Origin of the sequence: Citrobacter sp. Cpo040 (assembly GCF_030332915.1) — a bacterium.
Taxonomy (GTDB): Bacteria; Pseudomonadota; Gammaproteobacteria; order Enterobacterales; family Enterobacteriaceae; genus Citrobacter; species Citrobacter portucalensis.
The window spans coordinates 488,646-508,090 of sequence record NZ_JAOWGX010000037.1 but is presented as its reverse complement, the minus strand read 5'-3'; the positions used below and the strand labels follow the sequence as shown (position 1 = coordinate 508,090).

General features: G+C 51.8%; 18 protein-coding genes. 17 read left to right on the top strand and 1 reads right to left on the bottom strand.

Annotated elements, in window-relative coordinates; genetic code table 11:
* Positions 1-47 precede the first annotated feature (47 nt).
* The 9 genes from OGX86_RS20900 to hybG all read left to right on the top strand — a co-directional run bounded on the left by OGX86_RS20900 (position 48) and on the right by hybG (position 7,087).
* The gene (locus tag OGX86_RS20900; protein WP_003024490.1) at positions 48-335 is read left to right on the top strand and encodes a DUF2623 family protein; all 288 of its coding nucleotides are present in this window, start codon (positions 48-50) and stop codon (positions 333-335) included.
* Positions 336-523: 188 nt separating this feature from the next.
* On the top strand, positions 524-1,642 hold the full coding sequence (gene hybO / locus OGX86_RS20895; RefSeq protein ID WP_003024486.1) for a hydrogenase 2 small subunit: 1,119 nt from the start codon (positions 524-526) through the stop codon (positions 1,640-1,642).
* Positions 1,643-1,644: 2 nt separating this feature from the next.
* Complete coding sequence (gene hybA, locus OGX86_RS20890) at positions 1,645-2,631, top strand: hydrogenase 2 operon protein HybA (RefSeq protein ID WP_003828357.1); 987 nt, start codon at positions 1,645-1,647, stop codon at positions 2,629-2,631.
* The gene (gene hybB / locus OGX86_RS20885) at positions 2,621-3,799 is read left to right on the top strand and encodes a Ni/Fe-hydrogenase cytochrome b subunit (protein ID WP_003828354.1); all 1,179 of its coding nucleotides are present in this window, start codon (positions 2,621-2,623) and stop codon (positions 3,797-3,799) included. The genes hybA and hybB overlap by 11 nt, the downstream gene beginning before the upstream one ends.
* On the top strand, positions 3,796-5,499 hold the full coding sequence (hybC, locus tag OGX86_RS20880) for a hydrogenase 2 large subunit (RefSeq protein WP_003828353.1): 1,704 nt from the start codon (positions 3,796-3,798) through the stop codon (positions 5,497-5,499). Before hybB ends, hybC begins: the two co-directional genes overlap by 4 nt.
* Positions 5,499-5,993 (top strand): HyaD/HybD family hydrogenase maturation endopeptidase, encoded by a 495-nt coding sequence (locus OGX86_RS20875; RefSeq protein WP_032944999.1) that lies wholly within the window; start codon positions 5,499-5,501, stop codon positions 5,991-5,993. Before hybC ends, OGX86_RS20875 begins: the two co-directional genes overlap by 1 nt.
* On the top strand, positions 5,986-6,474 hold the full coding sequence (gene hybE / locus OGX86_RS20870) for a hydrogenase-2 assembly chaperone (protein ID WP_008785804.1): 489 nt from the start codon (positions 5,986-5,988) through the stop codon (positions 6,472-6,474). Before OGX86_RS20875 ends, hybE begins: the two co-directional genes overlap by 8 nt.
* Positions 6,467-6,808, top strand: coding sequence for a hydrogenase maturation nickel metallochaperone HypA (hypA, locus tag OGX86_RS20865; RefSeq protein WP_003828349.1), 342 nt, complete (start codon positions 6,467-6,469; stop codon positions 6,806-6,808). Before hybE ends, hypA begins: the two co-directional genes overlap by 8 nt.
* Positions 6,809-6,838: 30 nt before the next feature.
* The gene (gene hybG / locus OGX86_RS20860; protein ID WP_286640609.1) at positions 6,839-7,087 is read left to right on the top strand and encodes a hydrogenase maturation factor HybG; all 249 of its coding nucleotides are present in this window, start codon (positions 6,839-6,841) and stop codon (positions 7,085-7,087) included.
* Positions 7,088-7,181: 94 nt separating this feature from the next.
* Here the strand turns inward: hybG and yghU are convergent, their stop codons facing one another.
* Positions 7,182-8,048 (bottom strand): glutathione-dependent disulfide-bond oxidoreductase, encoded by an 867-nt coding sequence (yghU, locus tag OGX86_RS20855; RefSeq protein ID WP_008785803.1) that lies wholly within the window; start codon positions 8,046-8,048, stop codon positions 7,182-7,184.
* 218 nt (positions 8,049-8,266) lie between these two features.
* On the opposite strand from yghU, the gene OGX86_RS20850 reads away from it, so the two are divergent.
* The 8 genes from OGX86_RS20850 (at position 8,267) to tssD (ending at position 19,314) form a co-directional block, all read left to right on the top strand.
* Positions 8,267-10,555 (top strand): FdhF/YdeP family oxidoreductase, encoded by a 2,289-nt coding sequence (locus tag OGX86_RS20850; protein ID WP_258885893.1) that lies wholly within the window; start codon positions 8,267-8,269, stop codon positions 10,553-10,555.
* A gap of 153 nt (positions 10,556-10,708) precedes the next feature.
* Positions 10,709-12,571, top strand: a complete 1,863-nt coding sequence (gss, locus tag OGX86_RS20845) for a bifunctional glutathionylspermidine amidase/synthase (RefSeq protein WP_286640606.1) — start codon at positions 10,709-10,711, stop codon at positions 12,569-12,571.
* Between the two features lie 466 nt (positions 12,572-13,037).
* Positions 13,038-13,535 carry a type VI secretion system contractile sheath small subunit gene (tssB, locus tag OGX86_RS20840; RefSeq protein WP_048225523.1) on the top strand — a complete coding sequence of 166 codons (498 nt, stop codon included), beginning with the start codon at positions 13,038-13,040 and terminating at the stop codon, positions 13,533-13,535.
* A gap of 65 nt (positions 13,536-13,600) precedes the next feature.
* Positions 13,601-15,130, top strand: a complete 1,530-nt coding sequence (tssC, locus tag OGX86_RS20835; protein WP_048225521.1) for a type VI secretion system contractile sheath large subunit — start codon at positions 13,601-13,603, stop codon at positions 15,128-15,130.
* 23 nt (positions 15,131-15,153) lie between these two features.
* Positions 15,154-16,491, top strand: coding sequence for a type VI secretion system baseplate subunit TssK (gene tssK, locus OGX86_RS20830; RefSeq protein WP_286640605.1), 1,338 nt, complete (start codon positions 15,154-15,156; stop codon positions 16,489-16,491).
* Between the two features lie 5 nt (positions 16,492-16,496).
* Positions 16,497-17,138 (top strand): type VI secretion system protein TssL, short form, encoded by a 642-nt coding sequence (tssL, locus tag OGX86_RS20825; protein WP_286640603.1) that lies wholly within the window; start codon positions 16,497-16,499, stop codon positions 17,136-17,138.
* A 3-nt stretch (positions 17,139-17,141) separates the two neighbouring features.
* The gene (locus tag OGX86_RS20820) at positions 17,142-18,806 is read left to right on the top strand and encodes an OmpA family protein (protein ID WP_286640601.1); all 1,665 of its coding nucleotides are present in this window, start codon (positions 17,142-17,144) and stop codon (positions 18,804-18,806) included.
* Between the two features lie 16 nt (positions 18,807-18,822).
* Positions 18,823-19,314 carry a type VI secretion system tube protein TssD gene (gene tssD / locus OGX86_RS20815; RefSeq protein WP_003024437.1) on the top strand — a complete coding sequence of 164 codons (492 nt, stop codon included), beginning with the start codon at positions 18,823-18,825 and terminating at the stop codon, positions 19,312-19,314.
* Positions 19,315-19,445: the final 131 nt, after the last annotated feature.

Here is a 19,445-nt window from a genome sequence, read left to right as displayed (position 1 = left end):
TTAAAAAATCGCTATATAATTTATTATATAGCGATTGGGGGTTATGCATGGACAACCATTTTGGTAAAGGCCTGATGGCCGGATTAAACGCCTCAAGTGCGGACAGTGCACGCTCGGTGGCGAATTTTTGTGCGGATTATAAGCGTGGTTTTGTGCTGGGATTTTCACATCGAATGTTTGAAAAAACGGGCGATCGACAGCTCAGCGCGTGGGAAGCGGGGATCCTGACGCGCCGTTATGGGCTGGATAAAGAGATGGTGATGGATTTCTTTAAAGAGAACCAGTCCAGTACAACAATTCGGTTTTTCATGGCCGGCTATCGACTCGAAGCTTGATCCGAAAGGGGTATTATCTTGCTTTAATTAATTACACTATTGACCTACGCCTTCGTTTTGTTGCTCCGCCGAAGTATTATAATGCACATAACCATATAAAAAGTGTGGTAATGGCGCGCCGATCGCAATATGCAACATGCGAATGGTGCAAAATAAAAGCCAGGTCTTCGCAACGGAATAACTATAAAATGACTGGAGATAACTCTCTCATCAATTCGAGCGGCATTAATCGCCGTGATTTCATGAAGCTTTGTGCAGCACTGGCCGCTACCATGGGGCTCAGTAGCAAAGCCGCCGCAGAAATGGCCGAATCAGTTTCTCGTCCTCAGCGCCCACCGGTTATCTGGATTGGTGCTCAGGAGTGTACGGGTTGTACTGAATCGCTGCTTCGCGCGACACACCCTACAGTGGAAAACCTCGTTCTGGAGACAATCTCTCTGGAATACCATGAGGTGCTCTCTGCCGCCTTCGGCCATCAGGTCGAAGAGAACAAACATAACGCTCTGGAGAAGTACAAAGGGCAATATGTTCTGGTAGTAGATGGTTCTATCCCACTGAAAGATAATGGTATTTACTGCATGGTTGCCGGTGAGCCGATCGTGGATCACATCCGCCGGGCCGCAGAAGGCGCAGCCGCTATCATTGCCATCGGCTCTTGCGCCGCGTGGGGTGGTGTTGCTGCCGCTGGCGTTAACCCAACGGGTGCCGTCGGCCTGCAAGAAGTTCTGCCAGGCAAAACCATCATCAACATCCCCGGCTGTCCGCCGAACCCGCATAACTTCCTCGCAACGGTCGCGCATATCATCACTTATGGTAAGCCGCCGAAGCTGGATACCAAAAACCGTCCGACATTCGCCTATGGCCGTTTGATTCACGAACACTGCGAACGCCGCCCGCACTTCGATGCTGGTCGCTTTGCTAAAGAGTTTGGCGATGAAGGCCACCGTGAAGGTTGGTGCCTCTACCATCTGGGCTGTAAAGGACCAGAAACCTACGGCAACTGCTCAACGCTGCAATTCTGCGATGTGGGTGGCGTGTGGCCGGTGGCTATCGGTCACCCTTGCTACGGCTGTAACGAAGAAGGCGTCGGCTTCCATAAAGGTATTCACCAGCTTGCTCACGTGGAAAACCAAACGCCGCGTTCCGAGAAACCTGATGTCAACATGAAAGAAGGCGGCAATGTTTCTGCCGGAGCGATTGGACTGCTGGGTGGCGTAGTAGGACTGGTTGCCGGTGTCAGCGTGATGGCGGTTCGTGAACTGGGGCGTCAGCAGAAGAAAGATAACGCTGACTCACGGGGAGAATAACCGTGAACAGACGTAACTTTATTAAAGCAGCCTCCAGCGGGGCATTGCTGTTGGGCGCAGCGCCGTCCATCAGCCATGCGGCTGCAGAAAACCGTCCGCCGATCCCTGGTTCTCTTGGGATGCTCTATGACTCGACGCTGTGCGTAGGCTGCCAGGCCTGTGTCACCAAGTGTCAGGATATCAACTTCCCGGCGCGTAACCCGGAAGGCGAGCAAACCTGGTCGAACAACGACAAACTGTCGCCGTATACCAATAACATCATTCAGGTGTGGCGTAGCGGAACAGGCGTTAACAAAGACCAGGAAGAAAATGGTTACGCATACATCAAGAAACAGTGCATGCACTGTGTTGATCCGAACTGCGTTTCCGTTTGCCCGGTCTCCGCGCTGAAGAAAGATCCGAAAACCGGCATCGTCCATTATGACAAAGATGTCTGCACGGGCTGTCGTTACTGCATGGTCGCCTGCCCGTACAACGTGCCTAAGTACGACTACAACAACCCGTTTGGTGCGCTTCACAAATGTGAACTGTGTAACCAGAAAGGCGTTGAGCGTCTGGACAAAGGTGGTTTACCGGGTTGTGTTGAAGTGTGCCCTGCCGGTGCGGTGATTTTTGGTACGCGTGAAGAGCTGATGGCTGAGGCGAAAAAACGTCTCGCGCTGAAGCCAGGTAGCGAATACCACTATCCGCGTCAGACGGTGAAAGCAGGCGATACCTATCTGCATACGGTACCGAAGTACTACCCGCACCTGTACGGTGAGAAAGAAGGTGGTGGTACGCAGGTTATGGTACTGACGGGTGTTCCTTACGAGGATTTGGATCTGCCGAAGCTGGATGATCTTTCAACTGGTGCGCGTTCCGAACATGTTCAACATTCCCTGTACAAGGGCATGATATTACCCCTGGCTGCGCTGGCGGGCTTAACCGTGCTGGTTCGTCGTAACACGAAAAACGACCATCACGATGGAGGAGACGATCATGAGTCATGATCCTAAACCGCTGGGCGGAAAAATAATCAGCAAACCGGTCATTATTTTTGGGCCGCTTATCGTCCTGTGTATGCTCCTGATCGTGAAACGTCTGGTCTTCGGACTGGGCTCAGTCTCCGATCTGAACGGCGGTTTCCCATGGGGTGTATGGATCGCGTTTGACCTGTTGATTGGTACTGGCTTCGCGTGCGGCGGTTGGGCGCTGGCGTGGGCGGTGTACGTTTTCAACAGAGGACAATACCATCCGTTGGTTCGTCCGGCGCTGCTGGCGAGCCTGTTTGGCTACTCGTTGGGTGGTCTGTCGATCACCATTGACGTCGGTCGTTACTGGAACCTGCCGTATTTCTACATTCCGGGCCACTTCAACGTGAACTCGGTACTGTTCGAAACGGCGGTCTGTATGACCATCTATATCGGCATCATGGCGCTGGAATTTGCTCCGGCTCTGTTTGAACGCTTGGGGTGGAAAGTTTCCCTCAAACGTTTGAATAAAGTGATGTTCTTTATTATTGCCCTCGGCGCGCTGCTGCCAACCATGCACCAGTCTTCAATGGGTTCATTGATGATTTCTGCGGGTTATAAGGTGCATCCGCTATGGCAAGCTTATGAAATGCTGCCGCTTTTCTCGGTATTAACCGCCTTTATTATGGGCTTCTCGATCGTCATCTTTGAAGGCTCGTTGGTACAAGCCGGTCTGAAAGGTAACGGTCCGGACGAGAAAAGTTTGTTCATCAAGCTGACGAATACCATCAGCGTGCTGCTGGCTATTTTCGTCGTTCTGCGCTTTGGCGAACTGATCTATCGCGACAAGCTGTCCTATGCGTTCTCAGGCGATCTTTACTCCCTGATGTTCTGGCTTGAAGTCGTGCTAATGGTCTTCCCGCTGGTGGTGCTGCGTGTCACTAAGCTGCGTAATGACTCGCGCATGCTGTATCTGTCTGCGCTGAGCGCATTGCTGGGTTGTGCAACATGGCGTCTGTCCTATTCGCTGGTGGCGTTCAATCCTGGTGGTGGCTACCACTACTTCCCAACCTGGGAAGAGCTGTTGATTTCTATTGGTTTTGTGGCTATTGAGATTTGTGCATACATCGTACTCATTCGTCTACTGCCGATACTTCCTCCTTTAAAACAAAACGATCAAAATCGTCATGAGGCGAGCAAAGCATGAGCCAGAGAATTACTATTGATCCGGTAACCCGTATTGAGGGTCATTTACGCATCGACTGCGAAATCGAAAATGGCGTGGTATCTAAAGCATGGGCTTCCGGTACCATGTGGCGCGGCATGGAAGAGATCGTGAAAAACCGCGATCCGCGCGATGCCTGGATGATTGTGCAGCGTATCTGTGGCGTTTGTACGACCACTCACGCTATCTCTTCCGTTCGTGCAGCAGAAAGTGCGCTGAATATTGATGTTCCGGTGAACGCACAGTATATCCGTAACATCATTCTGGCCGCGCACACCACGCATGACCACATTGTTCACTTCTATCAGCTGTCTGCGCTGGACTGGGTGGATATCACCTCTGCCCTGAAAGCTGACCCAGCGAAAGCGTCTGCCATGCTGAACGGCGTGTCCTCCTGGCACCTGAACAGCGCAGAAGAGTTCACCAAGGTTCAGAACAAGATCAAAGATCTTGTTGCCAGCGGTCAGTTAGGCATTTTTGCTAACGGTTGCTGGGGGCACCCGGCAATGCAGCTGCCGCCGGAAGTGAACCTGATTGCGGTCGCACACTACCTGCAAGCGCTGGAATGCCAGCGTGATGCCAACCGCGTTGTGGCACTGTTGGGCGGTAAAACTCCGCACATCCAGAACCTGGCGGTAGGTGGGGTTGCTAACCCAATTAACCTTGACGGCCTCGGTGTGCTGAACCTTGAACGCCTGATGTACATCAAGTCCTTCATCGATAAGCTGAGCGACTTCGTTGAACAGGTGTACAAGGTTGATACCGCGGTTATTGCTGCGTTCTATCCTGAGTGGCTGGAACGTGGTCAGGGTGCGGTTAACTACCTGAGTGCGCCGGAATTCCCGACAGACGGTAAAAACGGCAGCTTCCTGTTCCCGGGTGGTTACATCACCGATGCTGATCTGTCGACCTATCGTCCGATCACCTCTCACTCCGATGAGTACTTGATCAAAGGGATTCAGGAGAGTGCGAAACACGCGTGGTACAAAGACGAAGCGCCGCAGGCTCCGTGGGAAGGCACAACGGTTCCTGATTACACCGGTTGGTCAGACGACGGCAAATACTCCTGGGTTAAAGCACCGACCTTCTACGGTAAAACGGTTGAAGTGGGTCCGCTGGCCAACATGCTGTGTAAACTGGCGGCCAAACGCGAGTCTACCCATGCCAAGCTGAATGAAATCATCGCGATTTACACCAAGCTGACCGGTAAAACTATCGAAGTGTCGCAGTTGCACTCTACGCTGGGCCGTATTATTGGCCGTACTGTTCACTGCTGTGAACTGCAGAACGTTCTGCAGGATCAGTACAACGCGCTGATTGTGAACATCGGTAAAGGCGACCACACCACCTTCGTGAAACCGGATATTCCGGCAACAGGCGAATTCAAAGGTGTTGGTTTCCTCGAAGCGCCACGCGGTATGCTGTCTCACTGGATGGTGATTAAAGACGGCATTATCAGCAACTACCAGGCGGTTGTACCGTCAACCTGGAACTCTGGCCCACGTAACTTTAATGATGAAGTGGGACCGTATGAGCGCTCGCTGGTAGGTACGCCGATTGCCGATCCAAACAAACCGCTGGAAGTGGTTCGTACCATTCACTCCTTCGACCCTTGTATGTCATGTGCGGTGCATGTGGTGGACGTTGACGGGAACGAAGTGGTCTCAGTTAAGGTTCTGTAATGCGGATATTAGTCTTAGGGGTCGGCAATATTTTGCTGACCGACGAAGCCATCGGGGTACGTATCGTTGAGGCATTAGAGCAACGGTACATCCTGCCAGACTTTGTTGATGTTCTGGACGGTGGTACGGCTGGGATGGAGCTTCTCGGCGATATGGCGAACAGAGATCATCTGATCATTGCTGACGCCATTGTGTCGAAGAAAAACACGCCAGGAACGATGATGGTCCTGCGGGATGAAGAGATCCCGGCGCTGTTTACCAACAAAATCTCACCGCACCAGCTTGGCCTGGCCGACGTATTGTCGGCCCTGCGTTTTACCGGCGAGTTTCCGAAAAAGCTGACCTTAGTCGGCGTTATTCCGGAATCGCTGGAACCGCATATCGGACTAACGCCAACGGTTGAAGCGATGATTGAACCTGCGCTGGAGCAGGTTCTTGCCGCGCTTCGCGAATCAGGCGTTGAAGCGATCCCTCGGGAGGCGGCTCATGTCTGAGGAGTTTGTCGGTTTTCAGACGGCCCCGAAGACGCAGATTCAGGCAGCGTTTGAAGAGGTTGCCCGGCGTTCGATGCACGACCTCTCGTTCTTGCATCCGAACATGCCGGTATATGTCTCTGATTTTACGCTGTTTGAAGGACAGTGGACGGGGTGTGTTATCACACCCTGGATGCTCAGCGCACTGATTTTCCCCGGACCGGACCAGATCTGGCCGGTGCGTAAAGTCAGTGAAAAAATCGGGTTGCGTCTGCCGTATGGCGAGATGACCTTTACCGTTGGTGAACTGGAGGGCGTATCGCAATACCTTTCCTGTTCACTGATGTCGCCGCTTTCGCACAGTATGTCGGCGCAAGAAGGTGTGCGTCTGACTGACGATTGCGCGCGCATGCTGTTATCGCTGCCGGTGAGCGATCCGAATGCGCCGCAGCTAAATCGCCGCGCGCTGCTGCTGGGTCGTCGGAACTGCGAAAATGCATGAGCTGTCCCTTTGTCAGAGCGCGGTTGAGATTGTTCAACAGCAGGCAGAGCAGCACGGTGTCAAACGTGTAACCGGCGTTTGGCTGGAAATCGGAGCGCTCTCGTGCGTTGAAGAGAGCGCCGTCCGTTTCAGTTTCGACATCGTCTGTCAGGGCACGCTGGCGCAAGGGTGTGAGCTGCATATTGATTACAAACCAGCCCAGGCATGGTGCTGGGATTGCAGTCAGGTTGTGGAAATCACCCAGCATGATGCGCAGTGTCCACTATGTCAGGGCGATCGTCTGCGGGTTGATGCAGGCGATTCACTGAAAGTGAAAAGTATTGAAGTCGAATAACCCATAGGTTGCTATGGGGCGGAGTCAGATATGTGTATTGGAGTCCCTGGTCAGGTTCTGGCCGTTGGTGAAGATATTCACCAGCTTGCGCAGGTTGAAGTGTGCGGCATCAAACGTGATGTCAATATTGCCCTGATTTGTGAAGGTGATACCGCTGAGCTGGTCGGGCAATGGGTGCTGGTGCACGTAGGGTTCGCCATGAGCATCATTGATGAAGATGAAGCTAAAGCCACGTTAGACGCACTTCGCCGCATGGAGTACGACGTCACCAGCGTGTGACAATCGGTTAGTGCCTGATGGCGTTACGCTTATCAGGCCTACGCCTTCTATGTAGGCCGGATAAGGCATTTATGCCGCCATCCGGCATCTTGCGTTAACCCTGGCGCTTATCTTCGGTATTGGTGTCGAAGTCGCTGGCGTCATGACGTTCATGAAGCTGCTCGTTTAGCGGCCCGTTAGTGCGGTTTACAATACGACCTCGCTTAACTGCCGGACGCGCGGCAACCTCTTTTGCCCAGCGCTGTACGTGCTTGTAACTTCCTGCATCGAGGAACTCTGCCGCGTCGTACACGTTGCCCAGCACCACATTGCCAAACCACGGCCAAACCGCCATATCGGCAATGGTGTATTCATCTCCTGCCACAAACTGATTCTGTGCTAACTGCTTATCCAGTACGTCGAGTAAGCGTTTGGCTTCCATCGTGAAGCGGTTAATGGCGTACTCAATTTTTACCGGCGCATAGTTATAGAAGTGACCAAAACCACCACCGAGGAACGGCGCCGCACCCTGTAACCAGAACAACCAGTTCAGTGTTTCAGTACGTTTTGCCAAATCCTGCGGCAGGAAATAACCGTATTTTTCCGCCAGATAGAGCAGGATTGCGCCAGATTCGAATACGCGAACCGGTGGGTTTTGCGAGTGGTCGCGTAGTGCCGGGATCTTCGAGTTCGGATTCACCTCAACAAAGCCGCTGGAAAACTGATCGCCATCGCCAATGCGAATAATCCAGGCATCGTATTCCGCACCCTTCACGCCCTGCGCCAGCAGCTCCTCCAGCATAATCGTCACTTTCTGCCCGTTTGGTGTACCCAGCGAATAGAGCTGCAGCGGATGCTTGCCAACCGGCAGCGTTTTTTCGTGGGTGGCGCCGGAAATCGGGCGGTTGATATTGGCGAATGCGCCGCCGTTCGATTTTTCCCACGTCCAGACTTTCGCGGGCTGATAGGTATTGTCTGACATATTGACCTGCCTTCTGAGTGGTTGTGTTGATGCAGTGTAGCAGTTAGGTAGAACTCAATTTAACAGATTGGGACTTTATGTCGCTTTGTGCTGAAAGGGGAAGATAAATCTAACCCGTTCATTGTACCTGGCCCGTACTCCATGAAGAGGAAATCAATGTTGGACGGAAATTGCTACCGTATTCACCATCAAAAATTGGCGGTGAATAAGCAGTAATAATGAAAAATGGTGTTCCAGGAGTAAGCGGTTATCAGGGCCCTGCGGGTGGGTGGGGTGCGGTAAAAGCCGTCACTGCTTCGGTGTTTTCGCAAAAGGCTGTCGCGCGCGACATTATCGCGATGTTCAAAATGAACCAGGTGAAAGGGTTCGACTGTCCGGGCTGCGCGTGGCCGGACCCCGGGCATCGTGCGCCAATGGAGCTGTGCGAAAATGGCGTTAAGGCGGTTTCCTGGGAGACAACCAGTAAGAAAGCGTCACCGGAATTTTTCAGCCGTCACCCGGTTTCCACACTCTGGCACTACAGCGATTATGAACTGGAAAACATTGGTCGTTTGACGCATCCAATGAAATACGATGCAGTGTCTGACACCTGGCAGGCGGTGGATTGGGATATCGCCTTTCGGGAAATCGGCGAGCGTCTGCGCAGCTATGACTCAGCACAACAGGTTGAGTTTTATACCTCCGGCAGAACGTCAAATGAGGCGGCGTTCCTGTATCAGCTGTTTGCCCGCGAATATGGTAGCAGCAACTTTCCTGATTGCTCAAACATGTGCCACGGACCGACCAGTGCAGGGCTAACGCCGGCCATTGGCCTTGGGAAAGGGACCGTTGAACTTGATGATTTTGACCACTGCGATCTGGTGATTTGTATCGGGCATAACCCTGGTACTAACCATCCACGCATGCTGACCACCTTACGCGACGTTGCCAAACGTGGAGCCAAAATTATCTCCATCAACCCGCTGAACGAAAGGGGGCTTGAGCGCTTTAGCTTCCCGCAAAGTGCGAAAGAGATGTTCACTGGTCAGGCGACGGAGCTGAGCAACGACTACTACCAGGTAAAAATGGGCGGTGACGCCTCGTTGCTCAAAGGCATAATGAAGGCGCTGATCGAAATGGACGAAGCGCGGATCCTACTGGATCAGCAGCCGACGCTCGATCATGCGTTTATCGACCAACATACCGCGGGATATGCAGCGCTGTATGACGACTTACGTCAGCATAACTGGGCGGAGCTGGAACAGGACTCGGGCCTGACGCGCAGTCAGATGGAAGATCTGGCGCACAGCTACAGTAAATCCAGCGCCACGATTGTTTGTTATGGTCTGGGCATCACTCAGCATAAAAACGGCACCGAGAACGTCCAGCAACTGGTAAATCTGTTGTTGCTGAAAGGTAATATGGGTAAGCCGGGGGCGGGGATCTGCCCGTTACGCGGCCATTCTAATGTGCAGGGCGATCGTTCTGTGGGGATCAACGAAGCGGCGTCCGAAGACTTCCTGCAACGACTTGAGAAGCATTTTTCTATCCGCGTTCCGCGCAAACATGGACGCTCCAGCGTGGAGAGCATTCGGGCCATCGAGCGGGGAGATGCAAAAGCGCTCATCTGCATGGGCGGCAATCTGGCGGTAGCGATGCCCCAGCCGCAGCGTACCTTTGCGGCGATGAAAAATCTGGATCTGCAGGTCCATGTGGCGACCAAACTGAACAGATCGCATCTGCTGCTGGCAAAGCATAACTACCTGCTACCTGCATTAGGCCGAACGGAGCGCGACATGCAGGCGACGGGGATCCAGTCGGTGACCGTCGAAGATTCTATGTCGATGGTCCACGCTTCCTGTGGCGCGCTGAAGCCGGCTTCCCGCTGGCTAAAATCGGAGCCCGCGATTGTGGCGGGCATGGCGCGTGCCACGCTGCCACATTCTCCGATCAACTGGGAAGCATTTACCGGGGACTACGCGTTGATCCGTGACGCCATTGAAGCCGTGATCCCGGCGTTCCACGATTACAACGCACGTATTGCCGAGCCGGGCGGATTTCGTATGGATACGCCTGCTTCGCGCCGTGAATGGCGAACGGAGAATGGCAAAGCCAACTTTATCGTCAGCCATCAGCGGGCGGTAGAGCGGGAACATCAGCCTGCTGATGCACTGGTTCTGGCGACGCTGCGTAGCCACGATCAGTACAACACCACGATTTATGGTATGAACGATCGCTATCGTGGCATTACTGGCCGTCGGGATGTGGTGTTTTTAAGCGCCGAAGAAGCGACGAGCCGCGGTCTGAGCCAAGGTGATGTGGTCAACGTTCAGGCGCTGGACGACAACGGTCAGCCCTGCGCGGATCGCATCATGTACGGCTTAACGGTGGTGATTTACAACATGGCGGCTGGCTCAATTGGCGCTTATCTGCCTGAAGCGAATGTCCTGCTTTCGCTGGATGCGGTAGATACACAAAGTTTGACTCCGGCGTATAAAAGCATACCGGTCACCCTGACCAAAGCGTAGTTCCTGCTGTGAATTTTTCGCCTCTGAGCGCCAGCCGCTGCGTTGAGGTGTATGATGATGTCGACCTCTGTCCGGTTAGTGTCGCAGAGCAGGCAATCAGAGCGAAAAATTCACGCCAACCTGCTCAGGCTGTATTGTTTTGAGGTAAGGTGCATGAGCAAAGGAACGACCAGTCAGGATGCCCCATTCGGGACATTATTGGGCTACGCCCCAGGCGGCGTAGCAATCTACTCTTCAGATTACAGCTCCCTCGACCCACGGGACTACGACGATGATGCGGCATTTCGCAGCTATATCGACGACGAATATATGGGCCACAAATGGCAGTGCGTAGAGTTTGCCCGCCGTTTTCTCTTCCTGAACTATGGCATGGTCTTCACCGATGTGGGCATGGCATGGGAGATCTTCTCCTTACGCTTCCTGCGCGAAGTGGTGAATGACAACATCCTACCGTTACAGGCATTTCCGAATGGTTCGCCCCGCGCGCCGGTAGCAGGCGCACTGCTTATCTGGCAAAAAGGCGGCGAATTTAAAGATACCGGGCATGTGGCGGCCGTCACCCAGTTGCTGGAAAACAAAATCCGTATTGCCGAACAGAACGTGCTCCATACGCCGCTGCCTCCCGGACAGCAGTGGACCCGCGAACTGGAGATGGTGGTTGAGAACGGTTGTTACACCCTGCGTGATACCTTTGACGACACGACCATTCTTGGTTGGATGATCCAGACCGATGATACCCGTTTCAGCCTACCGCAGCCGGAGATCGCCAATGACTCGCTGAAAATTAGCGGCGCGCGACTGGAAGATAACGGGCAATTTGATGGTAAATGGCTGAATGAGCAGGACCCGCTTCAAAAAGCCTACGTGCTGGCGAACGGCCATGTGATTAATCAGGACCCGCATCAATACTTCACCATTACCGAGAGCGCCGAGCAGGAGCTGATTAAAGCCACCAACGAGCTGCACCTGATGTATCTGCATGCGACCGACAAGGTGCTGAAAGACGACAACCTGCTGGCGCTGTTTGATATCCCGAAAATCCTCTGGCCGCGCCTGCGCCTTTCCTGGCAGCGTCGTCGGCATCATATGATTACGGGGCGTATGGATTTCTGTATGGATGAACGTGGACTGAAGGTGTATGAGTACAACGCCGATTCCGCATCGTGTCATACCGAAGCCGGTTTGATTCTCGAAAGATGGGCCGAGCGTGGTTACACAGGGCAGGGACACAACCCGGCTGAAGGGTTGATCAACGAACTGGCAGGTGCCTGGAAGCACAGCCGTGCACGTCCGTTTGTCCACATCATGCAGGATAAGGATATCGAGGAAAACTATCACGCGCAGTTTATGCAGCAGGCGCTGCGTCAGGCCGGGTTTGACAGCAAAATTCTGCGAGGTCTGGATGAACTGCGCTGGGATGACGCCGGTCAATTGATTGACGGGGAAGGCCGTCTGGTGAACTGCGTCTGGAAGACCTGGGCGTGGGAAACCGCAATTGAACAGGTGCGCGAGGTCAGCGAAACGGAGTACGCCGCGGTGCCAATTCGTACCGGGCATACGAATCAGGAAGTGCGTTTAATCGACGTGCTGCTGCGCCCGGAAGTGCTGGTCTTCGAACCTCTGTGGACGGTGATCCCTGGCAACAAAGCGATTCTGCCGATCCTCTGGCAACTGTTCCCGCACCACCGTTATCTGCTTGATACGGATTTCACTGTTAATGAAGAGCTGGCGCAAACCGGTTATGCGGTGAAACCTATTGCAGGACGTTGTGGCAGCAACATCGATCTTGTGAGTCATCAGGAAGAGCTACTGGATAAAACCAGCGGTAAGTTTGCCGAGCAGAAGAACATTTATCAGCAGCTTTGGTGTCTGCCAAAAGTTGCCGGTAAATATATCCAGGTTTGTACCTTTACCGTAGGTGGTAACTATGGCGGTACCTGCCTGCGTGGTGACGAGTCGCTGGTGATTAAAAAAGAGAGCGATATCGAACCGCTGATTGTGGTGAAGGAAGACTAATCTTTCTGCTCGCTCATGAGTGAGATATGAAAAGCCGGAGTATATCTCCGGTTTTTTTATTTATGATTAGATTGATAGCACTTATATTTAAATGAGTGTCTATATTTATATAAATGACAGTAAATATTCTCATGGTAAATGATATTTAATGATTGATGCATTCGTTAAATGAATGCATCAATCATTAAATAATTATTGTTGTTTGTATTAGATAAATATCTTCTTGATTGTCATTTTAAATATAAAAACATAATGTGTTATTCGATTAATTAATGACATTGATCATGTTTTTACCTATGGAATAATCGGATTGCATTAGCGTGATAATTATAATAGTTAATTGTCATCAACAGCCATTGTTAACTGCCTGCAGAAATGACGTTGTAAGAAACATGTTGAGCGATTGGAACGTGCTCCATTAGGAAACGCAAAATACCGGCAGGAGTCGCCGGTCTGAGAGGGACGTATGGGTGACAGTTTTCAGAATGAAGTGCCGACGGCACGCGTTAATATTAAGTTAGATTTACACACCGGAGGCGTTCAAAAGAAAGTTGAATTGCCTTTAAAACTACTAACTGTCGGTGATTTCAGTAATGGCAGAGAGCAGCGACCATTATCTGAGCGTGAAAAGATAGATATTAATAAAAATAACTTTAACGATGTGCTGGCCAAGTTTTCACCAGTGGTTAATTTAAGTGTTAAAAATACGTTAGCTGATGATGACAGAAAGGACGATATTAACCTTACCTTTAAGAATATCCGCGATTTTGAACCTGAGCAGGTCGCACGAAATATCCCACAATTACGTGTTCTGTTGGCTATGCGTAACTTACTACGTGACCTGAAATCTAACTTACTCGATAACGCTGCTTTTCGTCGCGAGCTGGAAACAATCCTTAAGGATCCAGCCCTGAGTCAGGAATTGCGTAATGAGCTGGCAACTATGATGCCAGAAGAGATTTAACGCTCTACAGGGTTTCCTCCGCTAAATCGGCAGGAATAGTAAAGGAACATAAAAGGAATATGTTGATGTCTGTTCAGGAACATACCTCTTCAGCCGCGACCACCACGACCAGTGAACGCAGTGTTTATCAGTCCCTCTTTGACAAAATTAATCTTTCCCCCGTCGCGTCATTAAAAAATGTAGATGCGTGGCAGAGTGATGAAGCGCTTTCTGATGCCGCTCCGGCGGAGCGTGTGACCGCTGCTATTCAGGTTCTGGTCTCATGTCTGGCGGATGCCGCACAACCCTTAGAACGCCTGGATAAAACGCTACTCGATGAGCAGATTGCTCGTCTGGATAAGCAGATTAGCGATCAGGTTAATGAAGTTATGCATCATGCTGAATTTCAAAAACAAGAATCGCTCTGGCGTGGTTTGCATTCAATGATCTCTGGTATCGATTTTCGCCGAAATGTCCGTGTCGAAATGATGGATGTCAGTAAGGATGCGCTGCGTGATGATTTTGATGACGCGCCGGAACTTATCCAGAGTGGGTTATATCGTCATGTTTATATTGAAGAATATGACCAGCCAGGTGGCGAACCTATTGCGGCAATGATTTCAGCGTACGAATTTGATAACAGCCCGCAGGATATCGCGCTGCTGCGCAACATTTCTGGCGTATCGGCAGCCTGCCATATGCCATTTATTGGTTCAGTTGGGCCGAAATTCTTCCTGAAAGAAAATATGGAAGAGGTCGCAGCCATAAAAGATATCAATGATTATTTTGAACGTGCTGAATACATCAAATGGAAAGCATTTCGTGATAGTGATGATTCACGCTATATCGGATTAACTATGCCGCGTGTACTCGGGCGTTTGCCGTACGGCCCTGATACCATTCCTGTGCGCAGCTTTAACTATGTCGAGGAAGTTAAGGGCCCGGATCACGAAAAATATCTGTGGACCAGCGCATCTTTCTCTTTCGCTGTGAATATGGTGAAAAGTTTTATCAAGAATGGTTGGTGCGTCCAGATCCGTGGACCACAGGCGGGTGGCGCGGTTAAAGATTTACCTATCCATTTGTACGATCTGGGGACGGGTAATCAGGTGAAAATCCCGTCTGAAGTGATGATCCCGGAAACTCGTGAATTTGAATTCGCCAACCTCGGTTTTATTCCACTTTCTTATTATAAGAATCGTGATTACGCCTGCTTCTTCTCTGCTAACTCGGCTCAAAAACCTGCACAGTTTGATACCCCGGAAGCAACAGCTAACAGCCGAATTAACTCACGTTTGCCGTATATCTTCCTGCTTTCTCGTATTGCTCATTACCTGAAAATCTTGCAGCGAGAAAACATTGGTACGACCAAAGATCGCCGCCTGCTTGAGCTTGAACTAAACAACTGGTTACGCAGTCTGGTAACCGAAATGACCGATCCTGGCGATGATTTGCAGGCTTCACATCCGCTTCGTGATGGGCGTGTCGTGGTGGAGGACATTGAGGATAACCCGGGTTTCTTCCGCGTGCGCCTGTACGCCATCCCGCATTTCCAGGTTGAAGGTATGGATGTCAGCTTGTCGTTAGTTTCACAGATGCCTAAGTCGAAATCTTAACGGCGTAATGCACAGGAGGTGCGATGAAGATCTATCGTCCGTTATGGAGCGAGGGGGCTTTTCTGGCTCCCCAGCAGTTTCAGCAACAGACACGTTGGGATGCCTATGTAGCTGACGTTGTTGCTCACATGTCGCTTTCATCACCGTGGGGCGTCATCAGCGCGGAGTTTGATGAAAGTGCGCTAACGGTTTCTCGTTTGAATCCCGTTAATCTGGTTGTGCGCTTTCCTGACGGTACGTTAGTGGATACAGGTATTTCAGATAACCTGCCTCCAGCGTGTGATTTATCGCATCTTACTGGCTACAACAGCGTTGATATCGTGCTGGCATTGCCGCTGCTTTCAGCTAATGGCGGCAATCTTTCATCAGGCAACGGTGTCAGCCGTCCGTGTCGCTGGCAGCAGGAATGGCTGCCAGTTCAGGATCTCTCCGGTCAGGAACGGACTGATATGGCAGTGCTGCGGCATGCTATCACCCTCCGGTATGCCCATGACGATAACAGCGCTTACCTGACTTGCCCGGTAGCTTGCCTTATTCGTAATGCTCAGGGGCAATGGGAGCTGGGACGCGATTTTTTACCCCCATCGCTTTCACTCTCAGCCAGCCCCTCATTAATCAATTCGCTCAGTGATTTGGTGCATCGTATCCAGGCTCGCTGTCGACGCCTGATGGCCTTGCGCCGCGAAAGTAACGAACGAATGGCGGATTTTGCGGTAGCAGATGTTTCGTTGTTTTGGTTGCTGAATGCGCTTAATAGTTCGGAACCTGTTCTGAAAGAAATGCTGCAAAACCCAGGCCGTCATCCCGAACTTTTGTGGCGTGAGCTGGCGCGGTTAGCGGGCAGCCTGCTGACCTTTTCATTAGAAAATGATGTCAGCGTTGTGCCTCCATACCAGCACGCCAATCTGCAGCAGGTATTCCCACCCCTGTTTGCACTCCTGGTGGAACTGCTGGAGGCCAGCCTGCCATCTCGCGTTGTCGCTATTGAACTGACGCAGGAGAGACAGTTCTGGTATGGCGCTCTGTCGGATGCCCGACTGCGTGAAGGTGCTGATTTTTACCTGTCCGTTCGCTCGGGTCTCCCCGCACATGTCCTCCTGGCGCAATTTCCACAGCTCTGTAAAGCAGGGAGCCGGGCGGATGTGTCAGATGTCGTCAATGTGGCACTCAGCGGTATTCCATTAAAACCGCTGACACATGTACCCGCAGCCATCCCGTTACGACTGGAAAATCAATACTTTGCTCTTGAAATTAATCATCCAGCAGCCCAGGCCATGTTGGACGCCGGTAATTGTGCTTTCTATGTGCCGGGAACGCTGGGAGAGATTCAACTTGAGCTGTTTGCAGTATTAAGGGATTGAAATAAATGAATAAGGAAATTGATCAGGTTTTCTGGCCAACATGGCTTGCTGTAAGCCAGCTACGTGACGGGGCAGAAGTCGACGACGGAGCTGTTCTTTATCGTCGGGCCAGCCAATGGGTTGAATCTGCACGTGAGGCATTGCGTGATATGGGGTACAGCGAACACAGCGTTGAACATATGCTCTACACGCAATGTGCGTTACTGGATGAAAGCGTGTTGAACCGCAACCGGCAGGATAGCGGTTATATCACCTGGCTTGTGACACCCTTACAGGCCCGTTATTTCAATACCACCAACGCAGGGGAAGAGTTCTGGGAACGCATCCGGTCTGTGCTGCGTGAGCCCGTTCCTGATACCGCCGTAATAACCTGCTTTTATCGCGCAATCACGCTCGGTTTTGTTGGGCGCTATCGTGAGCAAGGTGACGAACGTCGTGAAGATGTTCTTGAGGCGCTGGCGGCTCAGGCGAAGCCTTTTAAGTTAACGCACGATGCGCCGGTAATTATGCGGGCTTCCGGCTTTTCTGGCGGTAAGCGCCGCTGGTGGCTGGCATGGATTGTCGGCGCGGTGGCGTTGGGGGCTTTATGGTTAACATTTTCTCATGTCTTACAAGGGCTGGTTGATCAGCTTATTGGGCAGGGCTAAAACATGGCTCAGTTGCGAGGGATCGTTAACTATGTGCTGACAGCTGTGCTGGCTTTGTTGCTGGTTTGGGGATTCAGTCCGTTAAGTACGGGTGTCCGGGGCGGCCTGAGCGTCTTTATTTTATTGTTTTCCATTCCAGGGATCGTTTACGGCTGGCGTCAATATGGCCAGTTGAGATCAGCGCATTCCGAGCATGAAGTTCCGCTCCCTCCGGAGAGTTTCAGTGGGCCAGTTGTGCTCGTGTGTGGCGATAATGCCCCCTTGTTTGCCGGACGCAGCGGTTCTTGCGAGAGCTCGCAGGGCTGGTATTTATCTGTCCAGTCCCCTGAGCATTACATTGCTCTGGTTCGTCAGATAGCTGCTCAGCGTCCTGGGCTTCTTATGCGCGTCTCCGTAATGCTGGCATTAACTCCGGAACGGCATACTGATGAAGATGCGCTTAAGCACATACTGCTCAGTTGGCGGCGAGTGGTGACCCAGAGTCGGCGTTGGTTATCAGGTGTACCGCCGTTTTGGTTGTGTTGTTGGCTGAATTCTCCTCAATGTAATGAGGCTGTACGCTGGTTTATTCGAACGCCCCAGGATGCAGAAGTGCAGTCGGCTACGGGATTAGACGATTTTGTTCCTTTCTCTTCACAAGAGCGCCCGGCTCGCCATTTTCATCTTACACATGCAGTGTGGTTAGATAATTTACTGGGCTGGCTGAAGAAGGTACAAGGCGATACTGAACACCATGCTCTGCCTGTTTTCTTTGCATTACGGGTGGTGTGTTTCACCTCATCAGCGGTCTGCGAAAATAATCTGTGGCAACGGCATATCACTGCGCAAACAACACTTTCCCCTGCGACGTCAGCAGTGTCCGAGCTGCTGCCTTTTCCTGATTTAGCGCTGCCTTTTTTATCTCGTCGTCGGGCGCTGACAGCATTTCAACGTACGGTGGGCGTAAGTGGTCTGCTATGCGGTATTTTTGTCGGACTGGCGATGACGTGCAGCTTTATCAATAACCAACATCTCATCAGGATCACAAACGATCATCTGACGTTATACCGCCATCTTACCGGTAATCCTGTCGAGCCAAAGGTTCAGGCACAGGATCAGCTTCGTCGTGATGCGCAGCGTCTCGATCGCTGGTATCAGCGCGGTGAACCCCTTTCTCTTTCAATGGGATTGTATCAGGGGATGAGATTGATCCCGCCTTTGCTGGCCGCCATCAGCGACTGGCTGCCACCTGAAAAACCAAAAGTGACCTCTCCGCAAACCGTACGCCTGGACAGTATGTCGCTGTTTGATACGGGCAAATGGGCGTTAAAAGCAGGCTCAACAAAAGTACTCATTGGGGCTTTGGTCAATATCAAAGCCAAGCCCGGTTGGCTGATAGTCATCGCCGGACATACCGATGATGTGGGTGACGATAAATCTAATCAGCAGCTCTCTCTCAAACGCGCGGAATCTGTTCGCGACTGGATGCGTGATACCGGTGACGTCGCGGAGAGTTGTTTTGCCGTTCAGGGTTACGGCGAATTACGTCCCTACAAAAACAACGATACGCCGGAGGGGCGGGCAGCCAACCGCCGTGTAGAGATCAGTCTGGTACCGCAGGCTGATGCCTGTCGGGTGCCGGGCATGAAGGAACCGTCACCGCAAAGCGGTGACGCATTAGCGAAGTAAAAATGGAGAAAGAGTTATGGCAATTCCAGTCTACCTTTGGCTGAAAGATGACGGCGGCGCGGATATTAAAGGCTCTGTTGATGTAAAAGATCGTGTGGGCAGTATCGAAGTAGTAGCTCAGGAACATAACCTGTACATCCCTACCGATAACAACACCGGTAAGTTGACCGGGACGCGCATTCATACCCCGTTCCTTTTCACTAAGGAAATCGATGCCTCCAGCCCGTATCTGTACAAGGCTGTAACTACCGGTCAGACCCTGCGCCAGGCCGAGTTTAAATGGTATCGCATCAATGATGCGGGTCAGGAAGTGGAATACTTCAACACCACTCTGCACAACGTGAAAGTGGTGAAAGTAAACCCTGTGATGTACGACATCAAAGATCCCGCTAAAGAGAAGCATAACCACCTGGAACAGATTGAACTGCGCTACGAGAAGATCGTCTGGACGTATAAGGATGGCAACATTATCCATTCTGACGCCTGGAACGAGCGTACCACCGCGTAATGCACTAACGGATGAGGATTTCCTCATCCGTTTTTTTTATGCCCTTTGCTAAGCGTCCGGGGCGGGGGTTTAGCAGAGAGTATCAACATCACTATTACCTTATGGGCATTGGATTACGGCCACGGGCGGTA